The sequence below is a fragment of the Serratia sp. (in: enterobacteria) genome (assembly GCF_046715635.1).
Taxonomy (GTDB): Bacteria; Pseudomonadota; Gammaproteobacteria; order Enterobacterales; family Enterobacteriaceae; genus Chania.
Window position 1 is genome coordinate 1 of sequence record NZ_JBKJYW010000455.1, and the last position, 20,902, is coordinate 20,902.

At 55.1% G+C, this 20,902-nt stretch carries 21 protein-coding genes and 1 tRNA gene; 12 read left to right on the forward strand and 10 right to left on the reverse strand.

All coding sequences use genetic code 11. The features are described 5' to 3' along the window. Positions 1–193 (reverse strand): HD domain-containing protein (locus ACLQ7H_RS23565; protein ID WP_411754760.1); only part of this gene is annotated, 193 nt, incomplete at its 3' end. Between the two features lie 163 nt (positions 194–356). On the opposite strand from ACLQ7H_RS23565, the gene ACLQ7H_RS23570 reads away from it, so the two are divergent. The 3 genes from ACLQ7H_RS23570 to ACLQ7H_RS23580 all read left to right on the forward strand — a co-directional run bounded on the left by ACLQ7H_RS23570 (position 357) and on the right by ACLQ7H_RS23580 (position 2,902). After that, a complete protein-coding gene (locus ACLQ7H_RS23570; RefSeq protein ID WP_411754761.1) occupies positions 357–782 on the forward strand; it encodes an organic hydroperoxide resistance protein in 426 nt (141 codons plus the stop codon). 223 nt (positions 783–1,005) lie between these two features. Further along, positions 1,006–2,700: a kdo(2)-lipid A phosphoethanolamine 7''-transferase gene (eptB, locus tag ACLQ7H_RS23575; protein WP_411754762.1), complete on the forward strand. Its 1,695-nt coding sequence runs from the start codon at positions 1,006–1,008 to the stop codon at positions 2,698–2,700. 125 nt (positions 2,701–2,825) lie between these two features. Continuing rightward, a tRNA-Pro gene (locus ACLQ7H_RS23580) sits at positions 2,826–2,902 on the forward strand. 302 nt (positions 2,903–3,204) lie between these two features. On the opposite strand, the gene ACLQ7H_RS23585 is transcribed toward ACLQ7H_RS23580, so the two are convergent. The 4 genes from ACLQ7H_RS23585 to ACLQ7H_RS23600 form a co-directional block, all read right to left on the reverse strand. Further along, positions 3,205–3,552, reverse strand: a complete 348-nt coding sequence (locus ACLQ7H_RS23585; protein ID WP_411754763.1) for a glycosyl transferase family 1 — start codon at positions 3,550–3,552, stop codon at positions 3,205–3,207. Then, positions 3,549–3,845 carry a DUF6516 family protein gene (locus ACLQ7H_RS23590; RefSeq protein WP_411754764.1) on the reverse strand — a complete coding sequence of 99 codons (297 nt, stop codon included), beginning with the start codon at positions 3,843–3,845 and terminating at the stop codon, positions 3,549–3,551. Before ACLQ7H_RS23590 ends, ACLQ7H_RS23585 begins: the two co-directional genes overlap by 4 nt. A gap of 264 nt (positions 3,846–4,109) precedes the next feature. Next, positions 4,110–4,466, reverse strand: coding sequence for a transcriptional regulator (locus ACLQ7H_RS23595; RefSeq protein WP_411754765.1), 357 nt, complete (start codon positions 4,464–4,466; stop codon positions 4,110–4,112). Next, complete coding sequence (locus tag ACLQ7H_RS23600) at positions 4,454–4,774, reverse strand: DUF6516 family protein (protein ID WP_411754766.1); 321 nt, start codon at positions 4,772–4,774, stop codon at positions 4,454–4,456. Before ACLQ7H_RS23600 ends, ACLQ7H_RS23595 begins: the two co-directional genes overlap by 13 nt. Before the next feature lie 722 nt (positions 4,775–5,496). Between ACLQ7H_RS23600 and dppA the strand changes: the two genes are divergently transcribed. From dppA to dppF, 5 genes are all read left to right on the forward strand, one after another. Continuing rightward, a complete protein-coding gene (dppA, locus tag ACLQ7H_RS23605; RefSeq protein WP_411754767.1) occupies positions 5,497–7,104 on the forward strand; it encodes a dipeptide ABC transporter periplasmic-binding protein DppA in 1,608 nt (535 codons plus the stop codon). A 162-nt stretch (positions 7,105–7,266) separates the two neighbouring features. Continuing rightward, positions 7,267–8,286, forward strand: a complete 1,020-nt coding sequence (dppB, locus tag ACLQ7H_RS23610; RefSeq protein ID WP_411754768.1) for a dipeptide ABC transporter permease DppB — start codon at positions 7,267–7,269, stop codon at positions 8,284–8,286. An 11-nt stretch (positions 8,287–8,297) separates the two neighbouring features. Then, positions 8,298–9,200, forward strand: coding sequence for a dipeptide ABC transporter permease DppC (gene dppC, locus ACLQ7H_RS23615; RefSeq protein ID WP_411754769.1), 903 nt, complete (start codon positions 8,298–8,300; stop codon positions 9,198–9,200). A gap of 14 nt (positions 9,201–9,214) precedes the next feature. Beyond that, a complete protein-coding gene (dppD, locus tag ACLQ7H_RS23620; RefSeq protein ID WP_021807726.1) occupies positions 9,215–10,195 on the forward strand; it encodes a dipeptide ABC transporter ATP-binding protein in 981 nt (326 codons plus the stop codon). After that, positions 10,192–11,181 (forward strand): dipeptide ABC transporter ATP-binding subunit DppF, encoded by a 990-nt coding sequence (gene dppF / locus ACLQ7H_RS23625; RefSeq protein WP_411754770.1) that lies wholly within the window; start codon positions 10,192–10,194, stop codon positions 11,179–11,181. Before dppD ends, dppF begins: the two co-directional genes overlap by 4 nt. Before the next feature lie 133 nt (positions 11,182–11,314). Here dppF and ACLQ7H_RS23630 read toward each other — a convergent pair whose 3' ends face one another. The 5 genes from ACLQ7H_RS23630 to bcsE all read right to left on the reverse strand — a co-directional run bounded on the left by ACLQ7H_RS23630 (position 11,315) and on the right by bcsE (position 15,622). Beyond that, positions 11,315–11,638 (reverse strand): DNA-binding protein, encoded by a 324-nt coding sequence (locus tag ACLQ7H_RS23630; protein WP_411754779.1) that lies wholly within the window; start codon positions 11,636–11,638, stop codon positions 11,315–11,317. Positions 11,639–11,657: 19 nt separating this feature from the next. Then, positions 11,658–11,999: a type II toxin-antitoxin system RelE/ParE family toxin gene (locus tag ACLQ7H_RS23635; RefSeq protein ID WP_411754771.1), complete on the reverse strand. Its 342-nt coding sequence runs from the start codon at positions 11,997–11,999 to the stop codon at positions 11,658–11,660. A gap of 208 nt (positions 12,000–12,207) precedes the next feature. Beyond that, positions 12,208–13,863 (reverse strand): cellulose biosynthesis protein BcsG, encoded by a 1,656-nt coding sequence (gene bcsG, locus ACLQ7H_RS23640; protein ID WP_411754772.1) that lies wholly within the window; start codon positions 13,861–13,863, stop codon positions 12,208–12,210. Between the two features lie 2 nt (positions 13,864–13,865). After that, positions 13,866–14,063, reverse strand: coding sequence for a cellulose biosynthesis protein BcsF (gene bcsF, locus ACLQ7H_RS23645; RefSeq protein WP_411754773.1), 198 nt, complete (start codon positions 14,061–14,063; stop codon positions 13,866–13,868). Next, positions 14,060–15,622 (reverse strand): cellulose biosynthesis protein BcsE, encoded by a 1,563-nt coding sequence (gene bcsE, locus ACLQ7H_RS23650; RefSeq protein ID WP_411754774.1) that lies wholly within the window; start codon positions 15,620–15,622, stop codon positions 14,060–14,062. Before bcsE ends, bcsF begins: the two co-directional genes overlap by 4 nt. Positions 15,623–15,815: 193 nt before the next feature. On the opposite strand from bcsE, the gene bcsR reads away from it, so the two are divergent. The 4 genes from bcsR to bcsB all read left to right on the forward strand — a co-directional run. Further along, positions 15,816–16,010, forward strand: coding sequence for a cellulose biosynthesis protein BcsR (gene bcsR / locus ACLQ7H_RS23655; protein WP_411754775.1), 195 nt, complete (start codon positions 15,816–15,818; stop codon positions 16,008–16,010). A 3-nt stretch (positions 16,011–16,013) separates the two neighbouring features. Further along, positions 16,014–16,751, forward strand: a complete 738-nt coding sequence (gene bcsQ / locus ACLQ7H_RS23660) for a cellulose biosynthesis protein BcsQ (protein WP_411754776.1) — start codon at positions 16,014–16,016, stop codon at positions 16,749–16,751. Next, positions 16,748–19,351 (forward strand): UDP-forming cellulose synthase catalytic subunit, encoded by a 2,604-nt coding sequence (bcsA, locus tag ACLQ7H_RS23665; RefSeq protein ID WP_411754777.1) that lies wholly within the window; start codon positions 16,748–16,750, stop codon positions 19,349–19,351. Before bcsQ ends, bcsA begins: the two co-directional genes overlap by 4 nt. A 64-nt stretch (positions 19,352–19,415) precedes the next feature. Then, positions 19,416–20,902, forward strand: a 1,487-nt coding sequence (bcsB, locus tag ACLQ7H_RS23670; RefSeq protein WP_411754778.1) for a cellulose biosynthesis cyclic di-GMP-binding regulatory protein BcsB, incomplete at its 3' end; no start/stop codon positions are given.

Below are 20,902 nucleotides of genomic sequence, written 5' to 3' on the forward strand. Positions count from 1 at the left end.
GGGTATCTTCTACGGTGTCATGCAACCAGGCCGCAGCCAGCATCTCTTCGCTGTGCGGCACGCTGCTGACAATCTCCATCACTGCCTGTGGATGCACAATATACGGGTCGTTAGTGTATTTGCGGCGTTGGTCGATCGCCCCATGTGCCTTGGTGGCATAGCGGCGGGCACGTTCGGCCAATGTGTCAGTCATCTTTTCGGTTTCTCAGTGGCATATATAGGTAAAAATGTAACATACCGCGCTTAAAAGCAAGTTGTGCGAGTTTGAGCACCATACCGCAAAGGCGACTGTTCAATGTGGCCTACACTGAGTCGAGTGCATTAATACTCATCACCAACCCGAAAAGGAACGTGCTATGTCTATTCAGAAAGTGCTTTACCGTGCCCATGCCAAGGCAACCGGTGGCCGTGATGGTCGTGCAACCTCATCCGACGGCGTGTTGGATGTGAAATTAGGTGTACCGAAAGAGATGGGCGGGGCAGGGGGGGAAGTCTCCAACCCAGAACAACTGTTTGCCGCAGGTTATTCTGCCTGCTTCCTGGGGGCACTGAAGTCTGTCGCCGCGAAAGAAAAAGTGAAAATCCCTGCTGAAGCCTCCATCGAGGGCACCGTCGGTATCGGTGAGATCCCCAACGGTTTTGGCATTGAGGTTCAGCTGGATATCAGCCTGCCGGGCGTTGAGCGTAGCGTTGCGGAAGATTTGGTGAAGAAAGCCCATGTGGTCTGCCCCTATTCCAATGCCACGCGCGGCAATATCGATGTAACTCTTAACATTAAATAATGTTTCCTGCCAAAAACCGGTGAAAGTGGGGGAGGTAATGCTCCTCCATTCGCTGGCCCCGCCTGCGTAAACCTCAGCACAAAAGTGGCAAAAAGTGCCTGTTTGGTACGATTTTTCTTGATTCTGTTCGGCAGAATAGTGCTTATTGCCCATCGGCTGAACCTGAGGGCAGATCGACTGTCTGATGGTTTTCAGAACTTGAAGCTCGGAGCCACTGCGTTACATGAACAGAGTTAAATCGCTATCACAGCAGAATTTATCGTTATTGTTAGCGATCTATATCGGCATCTTTTTAAACCTTTCCGTTTTCTATCGTCGCTTTGATTCCTTTGCACACGGCATTCAGGGGATCAAGGTTGTTTCTGCGCTGACGGAAGTCATCGCCATTGTCCTGTTCACCTTCTTTATCATGCGGTTGGTATCCCTGGGGGGCCGGCTGTTCTACCGCATCGTTGCCTCTTTGCTGGTACTGATCTCCGTTGCTGCCAGTTACTACATGACGTTCTTCAACGTGGTGATTGGCTATGGGATTATCGTTTCGGTAATGACTACCGATATCGATCTTTCCAAAGAGGTGATTGGGCTGAATTTTGTGCTGTGGATGATTGTGGTCAGTGCTTTGCCGCTGCTGTGCATCTGGAGCAATAACCTGCGTGACACCCTGATCGAACAAATAAAAACGCCAGGGCAGCGGATTAAGCCACTGCTGATCATGTTGGCGGTGGTGGCACTGGTGTGGCTGCCGTTGCGTACCCTGGATAAAGAGCAAAGCGCCCAGGAAAAGATCACCAATATCGATCTGCCAAGTTACGGTGGCGTGGTTGCACACTCATATCTGCCTTCCAACTGGCTCTCGGCGCTGGGGCTGTTTGCCTACACCCGTTATGATGAAAGCTCGGATGCAGCCAACATGTTCGACCCGAGCAAGAACTTTACCTATGTTGCCCCAGAAGGCATCGATGACACTTACGTGGTGTTTATCATCGGTGAAACCACCCGCTGGGATCATATGGGTATCCTGGGCTATGAGCGTGATACCACGCCTAAGCTGTCGCAGGAGAAAAACCTGGTGGCATTCCGTGGGGAATCTTGTGACACCTCTACCAAGCTTTCGTTACGTTGTATGTTCGTGCGCGAGCATGGCACCTCGGATAACCCGCAGCGAACCCTGAAAGAGCAGAATATCTTCGCCGTACTGAAAGAGTTGGGCTTCACCTCTGAGTTGTTCGCAATGCAGAGCGAGGTGTGGTTCTACAATAATACCGATGTGGATAACTACTCATTCCGTGAAATGATCGCCTCAGAGAAGCGTAACGACGGCAAATCGGTGGACGATATGCTGTTGGTGGATGAGATGAAAGAGTCGCTGGCCCGCTATCCGAACGGCAAACATCTGGTGATCCTGCATACCAAAGGATCGCATTACCTCTATTCGCAGCGCTATCCACGCAGCTTTGCTCGTTATCAGCCAGAATGCATGGGCGTTGATGAGTTCTGTTCCAAGGAGCGTTTGATTAACGCTTATGACAACTCGGTGCTGTACACCGATACCTTTATCGACAGCGTGATCGATCAGGTACGCGATAAGAAGGCTATCGTGTTTTACGCGGCCGATCATGGCGAATCCATAGGTGAGAACTCGCATCTGCATGGTACGCCGCGTGAGATGGCTCCGCCGGAGCAGTTCCGTGTGCCGATGATCGTCTGGGCTTCCGATAAATTCCTCGAAGATCCGCAGCATCTGAGTGCATTTGAGCAGTTACAGGCTCAACAGCGTGTGGGCGAACCGCACCGCCACGTAGAACTGTTTGACTCTATTCTCGGCTGCCTGGGTTACACCTCGCCAGACGGTGGTATTGTCGAGAGTAATAACTGGTGTCGCCTTTCGCAGAGCAAAGCGGACGCCAAGGAGTTGTAAGCCGAGTCAGAAAGGCCGTATCCGCTCAGATACTGGCCTTTCTGGTGTTTTTAGCGCCACTTGGTATGCGGCGAAGAAAAAGAGATTGACGCGTATACGGCTCGGAAGTAAGATGCGCCCCGCATCGGCGAGTAGCGCAGCTTGGTAGCGCAACTGGTTTGGGACCAGTGGGTCGGAGGTTCGAATCCTCTCTCGCCGACCACATTCAAGAAAGCCCGCTTTTTTAAGCGGGCTTTTTTACGTCTGGAGTTTATGAGGATGAGCAACCTCCGCGGAGGTCGACAAATCTGTCGGGAACAGATTTGCATATCGCGCCAGCGATACCCCGAAGGGGCGAGTATCATGGACGATACGAGTGAATCCTCTCACGCCGACCAATTTCAAAAAAACCTGCTTTTTTAAGCAGGTTTTTTTACGTCTGGAGTTTATGAGGATGAGAGCGGGCGCAGCATGCAGCGCCCCTAAATGGTGAGCCGGGGGAGATTTGTCAGGAGTTTTGTTTTTTTAGGCTGCCTTGCCAATGACAAAATCGAAATGGATTTGGTCGTAGGGGAATATCACCCCAGCGGTGCCCTTATCAACGATGCCGCAAGCCAATAACGCCTGAAGATCCGTATGCACGGCTTTCACATCCCGCTCAACGCGGCGAGCAACTTCCCTGATTGAAAGCTCCCCGGCCCCGGTCATGCTGTGCAAAATATGCATTTTTTTGGGCGAGAGCGTCTTCCATAACGAATCCCAATCCAAAAAGGTAATGTAATTCCCTTGGTGCCGTTCGTTGCCCTCTAGAGCGGCTTCCATACAGCGTTGCGCTTCCTCGAGAGAAGCGACTCGGATGGTGACTGTATTCATCTTTCGTCTCCTCTTAGCTGTGCAACCTCATCGAAGAAACTGCGTATCAGCGCTTTTGGGCTGGTGAAATTGATTGGCTGTTGTTTTTCATCCAAATGTTTATGATCGCCTTTGCCTGCCTCGTTGTCATAGCGTAAGCGGCAGATGCCGTCTTTCACATAGGCGAATCGGTACTTATAGTGATGAGCACTGGCTCTGACTGCGGGTTCGACAAACCAAATAACCATTTGTACAAACTCGGTGTCCGTCAGCGCGATCCTGTCCTGAAAGATGAGTTGAGAAGGCAATTCCATCTCCCTCCTGTTGTTCAAAATAACAACACGCCCAGGTGTTGTCAACGATGACAACACCTGCCCGCATGGCAAATAATGTCTACCTCTAGCTAGGCATCAAGAGTGTGAGGGGAAGTAGAGTCTGGCAAGGGGGCTCTTTTGATGGTTGCGGGTCAACTCGCAAAAAAGTGGGGGCCAGTGATGAGAAAATATAGTGGAAGGTTAATTTGGCAAAATCCGATGTAATTCCTCCCTTGCCGTAAAACCTTGTTGTATGTCGGTTACCTATGCCGCTTTACCAATGACAAAATCGAAATGTATCTCATCGTAGTTAAATACAATTTTCGATCCTGCTTTCTCCAGTACTTCTGCATTTAGTAACGCCTGCACATCGGTATGTACGGCTTTAAAGTCGCGGTTCAGTCGGCGGGATAGTTCACGGATAGACATGGGCGCGGCCCCGGTCATGCAGTGAATAATCCCCAGCCGATTAGCATTTAGCAGAACATAGGTCAGCGTTTCAATATCTGGAAAGGTCAGCGTGCTGCCCATATCTGTGCCACTCCGCGCCTTTGCAAAATCCTGCTTAAGGGCGCAGATAGCTTGCTGTGGCGGCGTGATATTGATGATTAAGGTGCGCATGGCTTCCTCCTGAGCAGGTCGACTTCAGCGATAAAACTATCGACCAGACTATTTACGTTGATGAATTTGATAGCCGCTTGCGTTGAGCCTAAAGGCTTATGGTCACCTTTGCCTGCTTCATTGTCATATCGCAGCAGGCACTCACCCTTCACCACATAGGCCAGACGGTACTTGTCGCTATGGTCACTCCCTTTTACGGATGGCTGCACTTGCCATACCACCAAACTCAACAGACTGTCGGCATCAAGCCAAATACGCCGTTTCATCATCAGAGTTGCAGGCATATTACGTTCCTTGTTGATGTTCACGCCACCATCAGATCCTGGTTGATGTCAATGACGACATCAAGACAACCTGACAGGCCATTTGCTTTCACTTTATGGCCCAAATTTGAATGTCATTTGGTGCTTATGAAAGGCAGTTAATGAACATCTGGGAACCGTTTCGCAAAAGCCTTCCAGGCCGAAGGGGCATACTCCATCTAATTGGGAGCAACCCAGCGAAATGGTGAGAAATCCCCCGCGTACAACCCCTCAATCCAGCTCCCTCTTTCGGGGTGTGCCCCAGCATTTCCTCCTGTCTTTTACCGGGATCACAAAAATAACCGCTCAGATATTCATCATTCAGCAATAATCTTTTTTGGTTTTTTATTGGAGGTTAATGCTGGATAGAACCAGATAGCCGGTTCATGACGCTAAGATTGATCGCATAGCACAAGTTTTAATGCTGTAAATGTTGCCGAAAGGTTTTTTTTATGTTTGCTTGCTGTTTCTCACAGTCTATGTAAATCCCTACTGGTTATATTGACGGCACCCTAAACAGTTGGCAATTTGGTACCCTCAGGGATAAGAGCGAGAGGCGCATGAGTGAATTCCACACGCTCGCATGCCCTGCTGTGATGCGTTCCATCCGGCATTCTCGCGCTTTTATTCCTCCTGCCTTCGGGCACTGACCGCACAGGCCGCGTAACAAAAAATATTAGGCTCTGGCGGTAATACACACACACCACATCACATACGGAGCACTAGCGATGACAAGTTCCTTGGGCAAATCAGGGATTCTGAAATTCGGTATCGGCCTGATTGCGCTGACCGTTGCGGCCAGCGTGCAGGCAAAGACGCTGGTTTACTGTTCTGAAGGTTCTCCTGAAGGGTTCAACCCGCAGTTGTTCACCTCCGGCACCACCTATGATGCCAGCTCAGTACCCATCTATAACCGTCTGGTTGAGTTCAAACTGGGCACCACCGAACTGGAACCCGGCCTGGCAGAGAAGTGGGACGTCAGCGAAGACGGTAAAACCTATACCTTCCACCTGCGCAAAGGCGTGAAGTGGCAGGACAGCAAAGATTTCAAACCTACCCGTGATTTCAATGCCGACGACGTGGTGTACTCCTTCATGCGTCAGCTCGATGCAAACCACCCTTACCACAAGGTTTCTGGCGGCAGCTATGAATACTTCCAGGGTATGGGCATGCAGGATCTGATCAGCAAAGTCGAGAAAGTGGACGACAACACCGTTCGCTTTACGCTGACCCGTCCAGAAGCGCCATTCCTGGCTGACCTGGGCATGGACTTCGCTTCCATCCTGTCTGCAGAATATGCCGACAAGATGATGAAAGCCGGTACGCCAGAGAAGGTGGACCTGAACCCAGTGGGTACCGGGCCGTTCCAACTGCTGCAGTACCAGAAAGACTCCAAAATCCTCTACAAGGCCTTTGACGGCTTCTGGGGTACCAAGCCGAAGATCGATCGCCTGGTGTTCTCCATCACGCCAGACGCCTCTGTGCGTTACGCTAAACTGCAGAAAAACGAGTGCCAGGTCATGCCGTACCCGAACCCGGCAGACATCGCTCGTATGAAGCAGGACAAAACCATCAACCTGATGGAACAGCCTGGCCTGAACGTTGGCTACCTATCGTTCAACACCGAGAAGAAGCCGCTGGATAACGTGAAGGTGCGTCAGGCACTGACCATGGCGGTGAACAAGCAGGCTATCGTGGATGCGGTGTATCAGGGGGCGGGTCAACCTGCCAAGAACCTGATCCCACCAACCATGTGGGGCTATAACGACGAGGTCAAAGACTACGCTTACGATCCGGTCAAGGCCAAAGAACTGCTGAAAGAAGCAGGCATGCCAGATGGCTTCTCCATCGATCTGTGGGCCATGCCGGTACAACGTCCGTACAACCCGAACGCACGTCGTATGGCTGAGATGATCCAGTCCGACTGGGCGAAGATTGGCGTCAATGCCAAGATCGTCACCTACGAGTGGGGCGAGTACCTCAAGCGTGCCAAAGACGGTGAGCATCAGACGGTGATGATGGGCTGGACCGGTGACAATGGGGATCCAGACAACTTCTTCGCCACGCTGTTCAGCTGTGCGGCCGCGAAAGATGGTTCCAACTATTCCCGTTGGTGCTACAAGCCGTTTGAAGATCTGATCCAACCGGCCCGTTCTGAAGCGAACCACGACAAACGCGTAGAACTCTACAAGCAGGCTCAGGTAGTGATGCACGATCAGGCTCCGGCACTGATTGTTGCCCACTCCACCGTTTACGAGCCAGTGCGTAAAGAAGTGAAAGGCTATGTGGTCGATCCGCTTGGTAAGCATCACTTTGAGAACGTTTCTCTGGACTAAGCCTACCAAGGCTGGTTGAAGGACTGGGATACTTAATCTGCAGGGGCGCAATACGTTGCGCCCCTGCATTCCCGTCTCCAGAAGAATGTCGTGAAGCGTGTGAGTTTTAATAAGCCTGGCGGACGATGAGCTGCCGGGCACTTTATACAGAGAGTTCGGGATATGTTGCAGTTCATACTCCGACGTTTGGGGTTAGTTATCCCAACGTTTATCGGCATAACGTTGCTGACTTTTGCATTCGTCCATATGATCCCCGGCGATCCGGTGACCATTATGGCCGGGGAACGCGGGATCTCCGCAGAGCGCCATGCACAACTCATGGCAGAGATGGGGCTGGATAAACCGCTCTATCAACAATACTTCACTTACGTCACCAACGTGCTGCATGGCGATTTGGGGACGTCCCTCAAGAGCCGTATCTCCGTGTGGGAAGAGTTTGTGCCGCGCTTTAAGGCCACCCTGGAACTGGGCCTGTGCGCGATGCTCTTCGCGGTGATTGTCGGTATCCCGGTAGGGGTGCTGGCGGCCGTCAAGCGGGGTTCGGTGTTTGACCATACCGCCGTAGGTATCTCCCTGACCGGTTATTCCATGCCGATCTTTTGGTGGGGCATGATGCTGATCATGCTGGTTTCGGTACAGCTCAACCTCACGCCCGTATCGGGGCGAATAAGCGATACGGTATTCCTGGATGACAGCCTGCCGCTGACCGGCTTTATGCTGATCGACACCCTGATCTGGGGTGAGCCGGGTGAGTTCATCGACGCCGTGATGCATATGATCCTGCCCGCTATCGTGTTGGGTACCATCCCGCTGGCGGTTATCGTGCGTATGACCCGTTCCTCCATGCTGGAAGTGCTGGGTGAAGACTATATCCGTACCGCGCGCGCCAAGGGTGTGAGCCGTATGCGGGTGATCGTGGTGCACGCATTGCGTAACGCCTTGCTGCCGGTGGTGACGGTGATCGGCCTACAGGTTGGCACCATGCTGGCCGGGGCGATCCTGACCGAAACCATCTTCTCCTGGCCGGGTCTGGGCCGGTGGCTGATGGATGCGTTGCAACGCCGTGATTATCCGGTTGTTCAGGGCGGCGTATTGCTGGTCGCCTGTATGATTATTCTGGTTAACCTGCTGGTAGACGTGCTCTACGGCGTGGTCAACCCGCGTATTCGCCACAAGAAATAAGGGGCGCTCTGATGTCTCAAATTACCGAGTCTGTAGTGAAAGGTGCGCCGAAGCCAATGACCCCGTTCCAGGAGTTTTGGCACTATTTCAAGCGCAACAAAGGGGCCGTCGTTGGCCTGGTTTATATCGTTATCATGCTGGTGGTCGCCGTGGGTGCCGGGTTCCTGGCTCCACATGCGCCTGCCGAACAGTTCCGTGATGCCTTGCTGCGGCCACCGGTCTGGCAAGAAGGCGGCAGTTGGCACTATCTGCTGGGTACCGATGACGTGGGCCGCGATGTGCTGTCGCGCCTGATGTACGGTGCCAGGCTCTCGCTGTTGGTCGGCTGCCTGGTGGTGGTACTTTCGCTGGTGATGGGCGTGGTATTCGGCCTGTTGGCCGGTTATTTCGGTGGTGTAGTAGATGCCATCATCATGCGCGTGGTCGATATCATGCTGGCACTGCCAAGCCTGCTGTTGGCGTTGGTGCTGGTGGCGGTGTTTGGGCCCTCGATCGTTAACGCCTCGCTGGCGCTGACTTTCGTTGCTTTGCCGCACTACGTCCGCTTGACCCGCGCTGCGGTGCTGGTGGAAGTGAACCGCGATTACGTGACGGCTTCCCGCGTGGCGGGGGCTGGGGCGGTGCGTCAGATGTTCGTCAATATCCTGCCAAACTGCCTGGCACCGCTGATCGTGCAGGCTTCTCTCGGTTTCTCGAACGCCATTCTGGATATGGCCGCTCTCGGCTTCCTGGGTATGGGTGCGCAACCGCCAACGCCGGAGTGGGGCACCATGCTCTCCGACGTACTGCAGTTCGCGCAAAGTGCCTGGTGGGTTGTGACCTTCCCAGGGGTGGCCATTCTGCTGACGGTTTTGGCCTTTAACCTGATGGGGGACGGCTTGCGTGATGCTCTCGACCCCAAACTCAAGCAGTAACAGAGGAAGAGAGAATGGCGTTATTAAATGTAGACAAGCTTTCGGTGCACTTCGGTGACGAAGGTGCGCCGTTCCGCGCGGTAGACCGAATCAGCTACAGCGTAGAACAGGGGCAGGTGGTTGGCATCGTCGGTGAATCCGGCTCCGGTAAATCCGTCAGTTCGCTGGCGATCATGGGGTTGATCGATTTCCCTGGCAAGGTGATGGCCGACAAGCTGGAGTTCAACGGCCAGGACCTGCGGAAAATCTCGGAAAAAGAGCGCCGCCAACTGGTGGGCTCCGAAGTGGCGATGATTTTCCAGGACCCGATGACCAGCCTGAACCCGTGCTATACCGTGGGTTTCCAGATTATGGAAGCGCTGAAGGTGCATCAGGGCGGTAACCGCCGCACTCGTCGCCAACGTGCTATCGATCTGCTCAATCAGGTAGGCATTCCCGATCCGGCCTCGCGGCTGGACGTTTACCCTCATCAGCTTTCCGGCGGGATGAGCCAGCGTGTGATGATCGCCATGGCGATCGCCTGCCGGCCCAAGCTGCTGATTGCGGATGAACCGACGACCGCGCTCGACGTGACCATTCAGGCCCAGATCATTGAGCTGCTGCTCGAGTTGCAACAGCGCGAAAACATGGCGTTGCTGCTGATCACCCACGATCTGGCGTTGGTGGCGGAAGCGGCACACCACATCATCGTGATGTATGCCGGGCAGGTAGTGGAATCCGGCAAGGCGGTAGAAATTTTCCGTTCGCCGCGCCACCCGTACACCCAGGCGCTGCTGCGTGCGTTGCCGGAGTTTGCTACCGACAAGGCGCGTTTGGCCTCGCTGCCTGGCGTGGTGCCGGGCAAGTACGATCGGCCAGAAGGCTGCTTGCTGAACCCGCGTTGCCCGTATGCTACCCAACACTGCCGTGAAGAAGAGCCGGAACTGCGCAGCATTCCCGGCCGTCAGGTTAAATGTCACACACCGCTGGATGATGCGGGGAGGCCGACCGTATGAGCCAGAACCACCCTTTATTGCAGGCCATTGACCTGAAAAAACACTACCCCGTCAAGAAGGGGATGTTTGCCCCGGAACGGCTGGTGAAAGCGCTCGACGGGGTTTCCTTTACCCTTGAACGCGGTAAAACCCTGGCGGTGGTCGGGGAGTCTGGCTGTGGCAAATCCACGCTGGGCCGCCTGCTGACCATGATCGAAGTGCCTACCGGTGGTGAACTGTACTATCAGGGGCAAGACCTGCTTAAGCCGGACGTTACGGCAGAGAAGCTGCGCCGTCAGAAGATCCAGATCGTGTTCCAGAATCCTTACGGATCGCTTAACCCTCGTAAGAAGGTAGGGCAGATCCTCGAGGAGCCGCTGCAGATCAACACTTCGCTGAGCCGCGCCGAACGGCGTGAGAAAGCGTTGGAGATGATGGCGAAGGTCGGCCTGAAAACCGAACATTACGACCGTTACCCGCATATGTTCTCCGGCGGCCAGCGGCAACGTATCGCCATTGCGCGCGGGCTGATGCTTAACCCGGACGTGGTGATTGCCGATGAACCGGTCTCTGCGCTGGACGTGTCAGTGCGTGCGCAGGTGCTGAACCTGATGATGGATCTGCAACAGGATCTGGGGTTGTCTTACGTGTTCATCTCCCACGACCTGTCGGTGGTGGAGCACATTGCCGATGAAGTGATGGTGATGTACCTGGGCCGTTGCGTGGAGAAGGGCAGTAAAGACGCCATTTTCAACAATCCGCGCCATCCGTACACTCAGGCACTGCTGTCCGCTACACCGCGCCTGAACCCGGATATGCGCCGGGAGCGCATCAAGCTGACCGGTGAACTGCCAAGCCCGATGAACCCACCGCCGGGTTGTGCGTTCAACGCCCGCTGCCGCCGTGCCTTTGGCACCTGCACCCAGCTGCAACCGCAGCTCAAGCAGTATGGCGACCAGATGGTGGCCTGCTTTGCCGTTGACCAGGACGAAGCTGCCGGGTCTTGAGGCTACTAACCGGGCTCGCAACGTAGATACTCTGCATGCTGTGCCCGGTTACCTCAGCAACATTGCCACTTTATCTACAATCAGACGCCGGTAGCGATACCGGCGTTTTTTATGAGTGCGGTTCAGAAACTTACTAGGCGCGAAGTGGTGTTAAGCGCACACCGGCAGCACGGGTAATTTCGGTCAGTGTTTTGATAGTCGGATTACCTTCAGCAGACAACGCCCGGTAAATGTTTTGGCGGGCAAGGCCTGAGCGTTTAGAGATTTCGCCAACGCCACCACGGGCTTCAATAACCCGGCGTAGTGCGGTAAGAAATGCAGGTACGCCGCCTTCTTCATAGATGTCTTCTAACGCAGTTTGTAAATAGATTTCTGCGTAGGCAGGATCGGCGCGCAACTCCGCTATGAGCTGTGCTTCACGTTCTACAGCTGGCGGGAATTCCTGAGCGACCGCCATTGAGGCTGTCTCTGTTTTGTTAGTCGCAGTCATTTTTCGATCTCGCTTTGTAGTCCTGTAAATAGCCGACGGCCTTGTCTAAATCACCATCTTGGGATTTTTTAGTACCACCGATCAACAGCAGGATTATCTCGCCAGCTTCTACCGAGTAATAAACACGGTACCCAGGACCATAATTAATACGCATTTCCCATACGCCGTCCCGTTCGAACTTATGATCGCCGAAGTTTCCAGACTCCGCTCGGTCAACGCTGTTATCTACTTTGGAAACGGCACGCGGGTCCTTCTTTTTGAGTTTTTGCCGCCATTCATTGAATGGTTGCCTCCCGTTCTTATCCTGGTAGTACTTAGATTGATACATCCTTTCCCCCTCATTCCCTGAAGTGGATGTAAATGTAACTTATAAGTTACATTGATGCAATATTCATTTGCCATTTAGAATGTCAGACCAGTCCATCTAACAGAGTCACCTGGTAGTGTCAGGGGTTATAGCAGATTCTCGACGGTGTTAGCCCGGTGAGGGAATGTCTGCGTTTTCAGCCTCTAGCCGCAAAATTCCCCCACCAGAGTTACTGAGGATAAGGCACCCAGTCGCCGCCGTTAAGGCGAATATACGCCTTACCCTGATACTGCATCACGATGGCATTGTCATTCTCAGAGATCACCGCCGTTTGCGGCAGGTTCTGGGTCAGCACGTGCCAATCGACGCTTGGTGCGCTGAACACCTTGCCATCCACCAGACGAGAAACCAGTTCGGAGAGCGCCAGATAGCTGCTCGGCGTTTTAATCTCCACCGCGCTGCCCTGATGCGGGGCCTGCATACCAACCAGTTTTATACCCACCGGCGTATGGGTAATGTTCAAGCTTGGGATATCCCGCAGGCCAGACATCTGCATCTTGTCGCCTGCTAGCGCCGCACCGTGTTCCGGCACGATCACCACCATTACCTTGCGCCCGGATTTCTGTAGCTCATCGAGGAAGGTGTTCAACTGATCGAACAACTTCTGCGCCCGGGGCTGGTAATCGGCGCTCTTGTTAACCCCAACAAAACGGTTGCCGTCATGCAGCGGGATCAGGTTGAAGAAGGTCGCGGTGCGGGCATCGCCGCCCTGTTTCTGCTGATCGAGCCAGCGGTTGAGCAGTTGCAGATCGTTATAGATCGGTTCACCGTCGAATGAGGCCAGTTCATTGCCGATCCCGGCCTGTGACATCAGCGGAGCCTGCATATCACCTTGCTCCCGCACTTCTTTCAGGAAGTTACCGAACACGCCGGAGTGATCCAGCATCAGCTGTTGTTTAAAGCCCAGCTTGGCCAGGTTATCAAACAGGTAGCACTGCTGATTGGCGGGCTGATACAGGTCGTGATGCGAAGGCTGGCCGCAGCTGGCGCGTAACAGGCGGATAGCCGCTGGGCCGCTGTAGGCGGTGGCCGAGTTGAAGTTGGTGAACATGATGTCCATCTTGGCCCACAGCGGATGGTTGCGCAGATTGACGGCATCCAGATCGGCCCAGGCCAGCGAGCAGATGTTGATGATCAGCACGTCAAACGGCTGGGCATCGGCGGGTAAGGCGGCCGGGAAGGTGGTTGCTCGGGCTTTTTCCTGCTGGTAGAACTGCTCCAGATAGGCCGTGAGGTTGGCATTGGTCGGTGGGCCATTGGCCGCAGGCAGATTGCCACCTGGTGTCGCTGCCGTGGCTGGTGCTGACGGGGTATCCGTCACCGTGGTGGTATTGGTGGCGGGCTGTATGGACACCGCCGGGCCAGTAACATTGACCACGTTCAACCACACCAACACCGCTACGGTAAACACCGTGATGCGGATCCATTGGGACAGGAACAGATAGGCAATCAACAGCACGAAGCCAGCGCCAATCATCTGCCAGTTGATAAAGCGGTTGGTCAGCTCCAGCAGGTAATCCGTGCTGAAACCGGTGAGCTGTGAGCCTTGGCTAAGGATACTGTTAATCCCCGGCAGCCAGGTGTCGTGGTAGAACAAACCGATACCGATAGGGATGGCGATCAGGTGGCGCCAGCGGTGCAGCCGTGGCAACGGGATCGGCATAAGCAGAAACGCCATAAACACCAGGTTGGGCAGCGCATGGAAGTTCAGATAGCCGAACCACAGCAGGCCGAACTTGGCCAGGAAATAGAAGTTCCAGCCGCCAAGACCGCGCCAGTAACGCCATAAGTTATTGCCAGGTTGCGTTATTTTATCGTCGCTCATGGTTATTTTTTACGCTTGATTTGAGAGGTGGAACCTTCGCGCACCCATAGCCCTGCTGACTTTAAATAGCGCGGTGATAACAACAAATTCTGCCAGGAACGGTACCAGTTTGGGAAACGGCGATGCAGCAGGTATCCCATAGGGATAAACACTATTGCGCACAGGATCACCAGTTGCACGATATCGCCGAGAGCGTTCATGGCTGCTCCTCCTGCCCTAAGCTCATCAGGGTAAAGGGAATGGGTTCCCGGCGTTCGGTCAGGTGTTTCGTTTCTACAGCGGTGGTTTTGTCAGTAGCCGGTTGCAGCTTGGTCGCGGGTAGCGAAAACTCGATATGCTGCCGCAATAGCCTGATTTTATCGATAATATCCACATCCTGATGCCACACCACCCGATTAATGAACGCCTCGCTGACCGGCAGGCGGAAGATGAACCTTAGCGCGGTATCCAGATCGTTAATCCGGCAGGTAGAAAGAAACAGGAATAGCCGATCCTGCGCCACGGTCATGATGTCACCAAAACGCCGCTGATGGCACAGCGTCATCGACTGGCGGGCGCTTAACCCTGGAGCGGGGCGCAGGGCGACCATCACCCCTTTGCCATCTTCCGGTAACAGGGTATTTTCCATCAGCGATGTGACCGCCCGGCTGAAATCTTCCAGCGGCAGATAGCCTTTCAACTGCAGTGGCCGCAGCCCGGCGAGCAGGTTATCGATGTCCGCCGGGACATGGCGCGACAGCCGTTGACCCTGGATGCCTTCCAACATGGTCAAAAAATTGGAAAGCGGTGCCACGTGGGGCACGATCAGATTGGCACCGCAGGCCAACAGCAGGCGTTCATCGCTGTAGCGCAGGCTGGCGCTCATCTCGCGCACCACGATCTTCAGCCCGTCACCCCGGCTGCGGCGCAGGCTATGGATCTGATGGGCCAATTCGTCAATTTCGTCACTTTGATACAGGGCGAAGATCAGCGTGGCGGCGATGGTCAACATGCCACGCTGCATCAGCTTGGTATTGTTTTCAAACAGTTGCCAACTGGCCGAGAGCGGAGGAGCCCCCTCCAGAATGCGTTGTTCAGCCAGGCATAGGCTCTCGTCGTTGCGTTCCGGTGTAGGGGAGGGCTGGTTGCTGTCGTCCAACCCTTGCCAGCCTTCGGGGCCTTCGGTCAGGGTAAACAGCTGATTGGCATTGATGCCGTTTGCCGTGCTCCACCAGTGCACCAGATACTGGGCGCTGCCTTGCTGCCCCTGCAGGCTGGCCAGGCCGTTGAGAATACGGTGTTCGGCGGCTAGCTGCCCTTTGAGTTTATTAACGCCGCTGCCGTGGCTGAGTATCACTAACGTGCACTGCTGCTGCTGTAACCATTGGCCAAGCTGAGCGGCCCATTGGCGCAATTCATCGCTGGTAAAGGTCTGCCACAGGCTGGCGTGGGCCAACAGGATCAGTAAGCGGTTGCGGGGTTTTAACCCACGCATCAGATCGTCGGCCAGATGCAGCAGCGCCGCCTTTTTTTCTGGCAGGCTATATAAAGGAAACTTTTTAATCGCAGGGGAAAGTGGCGTGGCCAATAATGTGTCTGCCTGACTGCCGCTACAAATCAGCGCCAGTTGGGTGTTTTCTGCCTGGGCGGCGATGATCTGCCGGCAAAACAGGTTGGCATCGCTCTGGCGATCGATATTCACCCAGTAAAAGCCTGGGGACTGCATAACCGACAATTCTTGCCAAATCCGTCGGATACCTAATGAAAAAGAGTGCGCCATAGATTTATTCTACTTTCGTTGAAAGTGGTGTAGACCCACCCGATCTGGTCACATTAAAAGCGTAACGTCAGAGTTAGCATAGCAAATCTAGCCAAGAGAGGGATATTATCCGTTAAGATTCATCTTATTGGCCCAATTTTTTCCGAACGTTGCTATAGTCATTTAACATTAGCCTATTTTATAGGGCAGCAAGATGAATAATGATGCGTTGAAGGAGCTTCGGGAGCAAGCACCGGTAGAACTTCAGGACGATCTGCAGGCCTTAAGCCACGCTTTTTCGTTGCCCAAGTTAAGCTACATCGATATTTCACGTCAGGAACGGCTAGCACAAATGATGGTCCGCTGGCCGTTGTTGGCGGAGCTGGCCAACACGACGGGGAGTGTTTGAGCCATGCCGGTCATTGCATTGCAAGGGGTTCGGGGCGGTATTGGCACCACGTCAATCACCGCGGCGTTAGCCTGGGCGCTACAGCAACTGGGCGAGTCGGTACTGGCGATTGACCTGTCACCGGACAACCTGCTGCGATTACACTTCAATATGCCCTTCGAACTGAACCGGGGCTGGGCTCGTGCAGAGCTGGATGGTACCGGTTGGCAGCAGGGGGCAATGCGTTACTGCAAAAAACTCGATTTTCTGCCGTTTGGCCGGCTAAGCGCTGCCGAAAAGCTAAAAGTTCGGCAGCAAGAGAGTGATCCCCCGCAACGTTGGCATGATTTTCTGGCGCAGCTGCGAGCCTCTGGGCAACATCGCTGGATCCTGCTGGATATCCCGGCGGGTGACGATCCCCTGATTGAACAGCAGCTGGCGCTGGCCGACCAGGTTTTCCTGTTGCTTAGCCCCGATGCCAACTGCCATGCACGCCTGCATCAGCAACCGCTGCCTACGGGTTGCCATCTGCTGATTAATCACTACTCCTCAGCCAGCCCATTGCAACAAGATCTGCATCAGCTGTGGCTGCAAACGCTGGCAGGCCTGTTGCCGCTGGTGATCCATCGTGATGAAGCGCTGGCGGAAGCGATGGCGGTCAAGCAGCCGCTGGGAGAGTATCGGCCGGAAAGCCTGGCGGCCGACGAAGTGCTGACGCTGGCCAACTGGTGTCTGCTCAACCTGCAGGATGCCGAGGTATGAGCAGGGTATTGAACCTGCTGCTGGTGCCCCCTGTTCACCGGGCAGTGCAACAACGCTATCGCGCTTATCGCCGCGCGGGGGCCCCGGCGTTTACCGCTGGCCTCACGACCCTGATGGTGGCCATCGGCTGGCTGCTGCTGCGGTTTGAATCCCCTGGCTGGCAAAAGGTGCTGGCAGGCCAAAGTTATTGGTTCCCCCATATTTCCCCTCATCGTCCACGCCCGGCAGACACGTTGCGCTATTTATTGCAGGGGTTTTGGCTGCTGGTGACCCACAGCGGCCCGGCTCCGATGGGGCGTTCCTACTTTGCCGGTTGGCACCGTTTGCAACTGCGCTATGCCAACTGGTTACAGAGTTTACCGCAGCGTTTGCAGAGTGCCGGTATGGAGGAGCAGACGGTACAGCGCCTCAACCGGATGAATCACCGCGTGCGCCGGGTGCTGTTTATCGTTGCTGCCATATTGGCTGGACTGCTGGCTTTGCTGTGTATTTCCCAGCCCTTCGAACTGCCTGCCCAGTTTATTTTTGTGCTGCTGTTGTGGTGCATTGCCATGGTGGTGCGCCGCATTCCGGGGCGGTTACCCGGCCTGATGCTGATTGTGCTGTCGTTGACCGTTTCCTGCCGTTATTTATGGTGGCGCTATACCTCAACGCTGAACTGGGACGATCCGCTCAGCCTGACCTGCGGCCTGCTGTTGCTGGCGGCGGAAACCTACGCCTGGGTAGTGCTGGTGCTGGGCTACTTCCAGACCGTGTGGCCGTTGCACCGCCAGCCGGTGCCGATGCCTGCCGACAGCAACACCTGGCCGACCGTCGATCTGATGGTGCCCACTTATAATGAAGATCTGGGCGTGGTGAAACCCACCGTGTATGCGGCATTGGGCATCGACTGGCCGAAAGATAAAATCAATATCTATATTCTCGACGACGGTAACCGGCCAGAGTTTAAAGCCTTTGCCGCAGAGGTTGGGGTGAACTACATCGCCCGGCCAACTCATGAACACGCCAAAGCGGGCAATATCAACAATGCGCTGAAGCACGCTAGCGGTGATTTTGTTGCCATCTTCGACTGCGATCACGTTCCTACGCGCTCTTTCCTACAGTTGACCATGGGCTGGTTCTTTAAAGACAAGAAGCTGGCGATGTTGCAAACGCCGCACCACTTCTTCTCGCCCGATCCGTTTGAACGTAACCTGGGGCGTTTTCGCCAGACGCCGAACGAAGGCACTTTGTTCTATGGGCTGGTGCAGGACGGCAATGATATGTGGGATGCCACCTTCTTCTGCGGTTCTTGCGCCATCCTGCGCCGGACGGCGTTAGATGAGATTGGCGGTATCGCGGTGGAAACGGTCACTGAAGATGCCCATACCTCGCTGCGTCTGCACCGCCTTGGCCACACTTCGGCCTATATCCGTATTCCGCAGGCCGCCGGGCTGGCAACGGAAAGCCTGTCTGCCCATATCGGCCAGCGTATTCGTTGGGCGCGCGGCATGGTGCAGATCTTCCGGTTGGATAACCCATTACTCGGCAAAGGGCTGAAGTTTGCCCAGCGCCTGTGCTATGCCAACGCCATGCTGCACTTCCTTTCCGGTATTCCGCGCCTGATCTTCCTGACCGCGCCGCTGGCGTTTTTGTTGATGCATGCTTACATCATCTTCGCTCCTGCGTTGGCGATTGCGCTGTATGTGCTGCCCCATATGATCCACGCCAGCCTGACCAACTCACGTATTCAGGGAAAATACCGCCACTCTTTCTGGAGTGAGATCTACGAAACCGTGCTGGCCTGGTATATCGCTCGGCCAACGACCGTAGCCTTGTTTAACCCGCATAAAGGCAAGTTCAACGTCACCGCTAAAGGCGGGCTGGTCACGCAAGAACACGTCGATTGGGTGATCACCCGGCCTTACCTCCTGCTGGTGATACTCAACCTGGCCGGTCTGGGATTTGGCGTGTGGCGCTTTTTCTACGGCCCGACGGACGAGATGATGACGGTGGTCATCAGCCTGATTTGGGTGATCTACAACATGACCATCCTCGGTGGAGCGGTGGCCGTGGCGGTGGAGGCCAGGCAGGTTCGGCAGTCACATCGCGTGGAGATCGCCATGCCGGCGGCGGTAGCCCGAGCCGACGGACATCTGTTTCCCTGTACGCTGCGTGATTACTCCGACAGTGGAGTAGGTATCGAAATGCGTGTGCCGGATCAATTACAGGAACATGACCAGATTTCACTGCTGCTGAAACGCGGCCAGCAGGAATTCAGCTTCCCTTGCGTGGTGACACGTGCCCATGGCCGCTCGGTGGGGATCCGCATGGTCGAACTCTCGACCCGCCAACATATCGAGTTTATTCAATGCACCTTTGCCCGGGCTGATACCTGGGCACTGTGGCAAGACGGATTCCCGGAAGACCGGCCGATGGACAGCCTGCGGGACGTACTGATGCTAGGTTTTCATGGCTACCTGCGCATGGCGGACTATGCGCCGCCAACGATGCGCAAGATCCTGGTCGGCCTGACCTCGCTGGCAACCTGGATCCTGTCATTTATTCCGCATGGCGTAGGAAGAGACCGCGCTCCTACGGCCTCAGAGACTGTGGCATAGGCTATGTATCGTAACTGCCCGTTCGCAAGCCCTGCGACCCGGCCCCAACATTGATGATGATACGATGACGAGAAAAATAAACTGGTTTACTGCGTTGGCATTAGGCATCAGTACCTTGTCTCAGGCGGAAACGGCCCCCACACCAGCGGCTGGTGCGACCCCGTCTGCGAACACCGTGGCCGAAGCTCCGGTCACCGTACCTATGGGAGTGGCGGCACCGCTTGCGCCCGATGCGCCGGTGCGTGATGTAAAACTGCCGTTTACCGAGGTGGCACCACCGCCGGGCACCTTTATCCTGCGTGGCACCCGCCCAGAAGGGCAGATTGAGTTTGGTGTGCGCAGTGACGAAGTGGTTTCACAGGCACTGCTGGACCTGGAGTTTTCCCCTTCACCGTCGCTGATCCCGGTGGAGTCACACGTCAAGATCTACCTCAACGATGAGTTGATGGGGGTCACCACCATCACCAAAGAGCAGTTGGGTAAGCCTAATCGCGTCCAGTTGCCGATAGATCCGCGCTATATCACCGATTTTAACCGCATTCGCCTGGTGTTTGTCGGCCATTACCAGAATATCTGTGAGAACCCGGCCAACAGCACGCTGTGGCTGGACGTCAGCAAATCCAGCTCGCTGAGTTTGCGTTACCAGACGCTGCCGGTGAAAAATGAGCTTTCTCACTTCCCGGAACCCTTCTTCGACAGCCGCGACAATCGGCCATTAACGTTGCCGATGGTGTTTGCCGGGCAGCCGGATCTGGAACAACAACGGGCGGCGGGGATCCTGGCCTCTTGGTTCGGCACCCAGGCGCAGTGGCGCGGTCAGTCCTTCCCGACGCTGTTTAACCGTTTGCCGAGCCAGCACGCCATCGTGTTTGCCACTAATTCACAGCGCCCGGATTTCCTGAAGGATTACCCGGCAGTCAACGGGCCGACGGTGGAGATGATCAGCCACCCGGATAACCCTTATGTGAAGCTGCTGCTGGTGCAGGGTCGTGATGATAACGACCTGATCACGGCGGTGAAGGGCATCGCGCAGGGCAATATTCTGTTCCGTGGCCAGAATCTGAGCGTGGATAAGGTTGAGCAGTTGGCAGCCCGCCAGCCGTACGATGCGCCAAACTGGGTGCGTACCGATCGGGCGATGAAGTTCAGCGAGCTGCAGCAATATGCCGAACAGTTGCAGACTAACGGCGTCGAACCTGGGCCGATTTCACTGTCGATGAATCTGCCGCCGGATCTGTTCCTGATCCACAGCACCGGCATCGATATGCAGCTGAAATACCGCTACACCTCGCCGCGTATTGAGGATGGTTCCCGCCTGAGCATCAGCCTGAACAATCAGTTTGTGCAGTCCTATGCTCTGGTGCCGGAGAATGAGAAGGGGGCTCAACTGTTGCGCTTGCCGCTGGCTCAGGGGCTGCTCGACTCCGACAAGTCGGTCAACATCCCGGCGCTGAAGCTGGGGGCGACCAACCAACTGCGTTTTGACTTTGATTACACCACGCTGTTGGCCAGCGGTGCTGAAGGGCGCTGCGAAACCTATTCTTTGGTGCC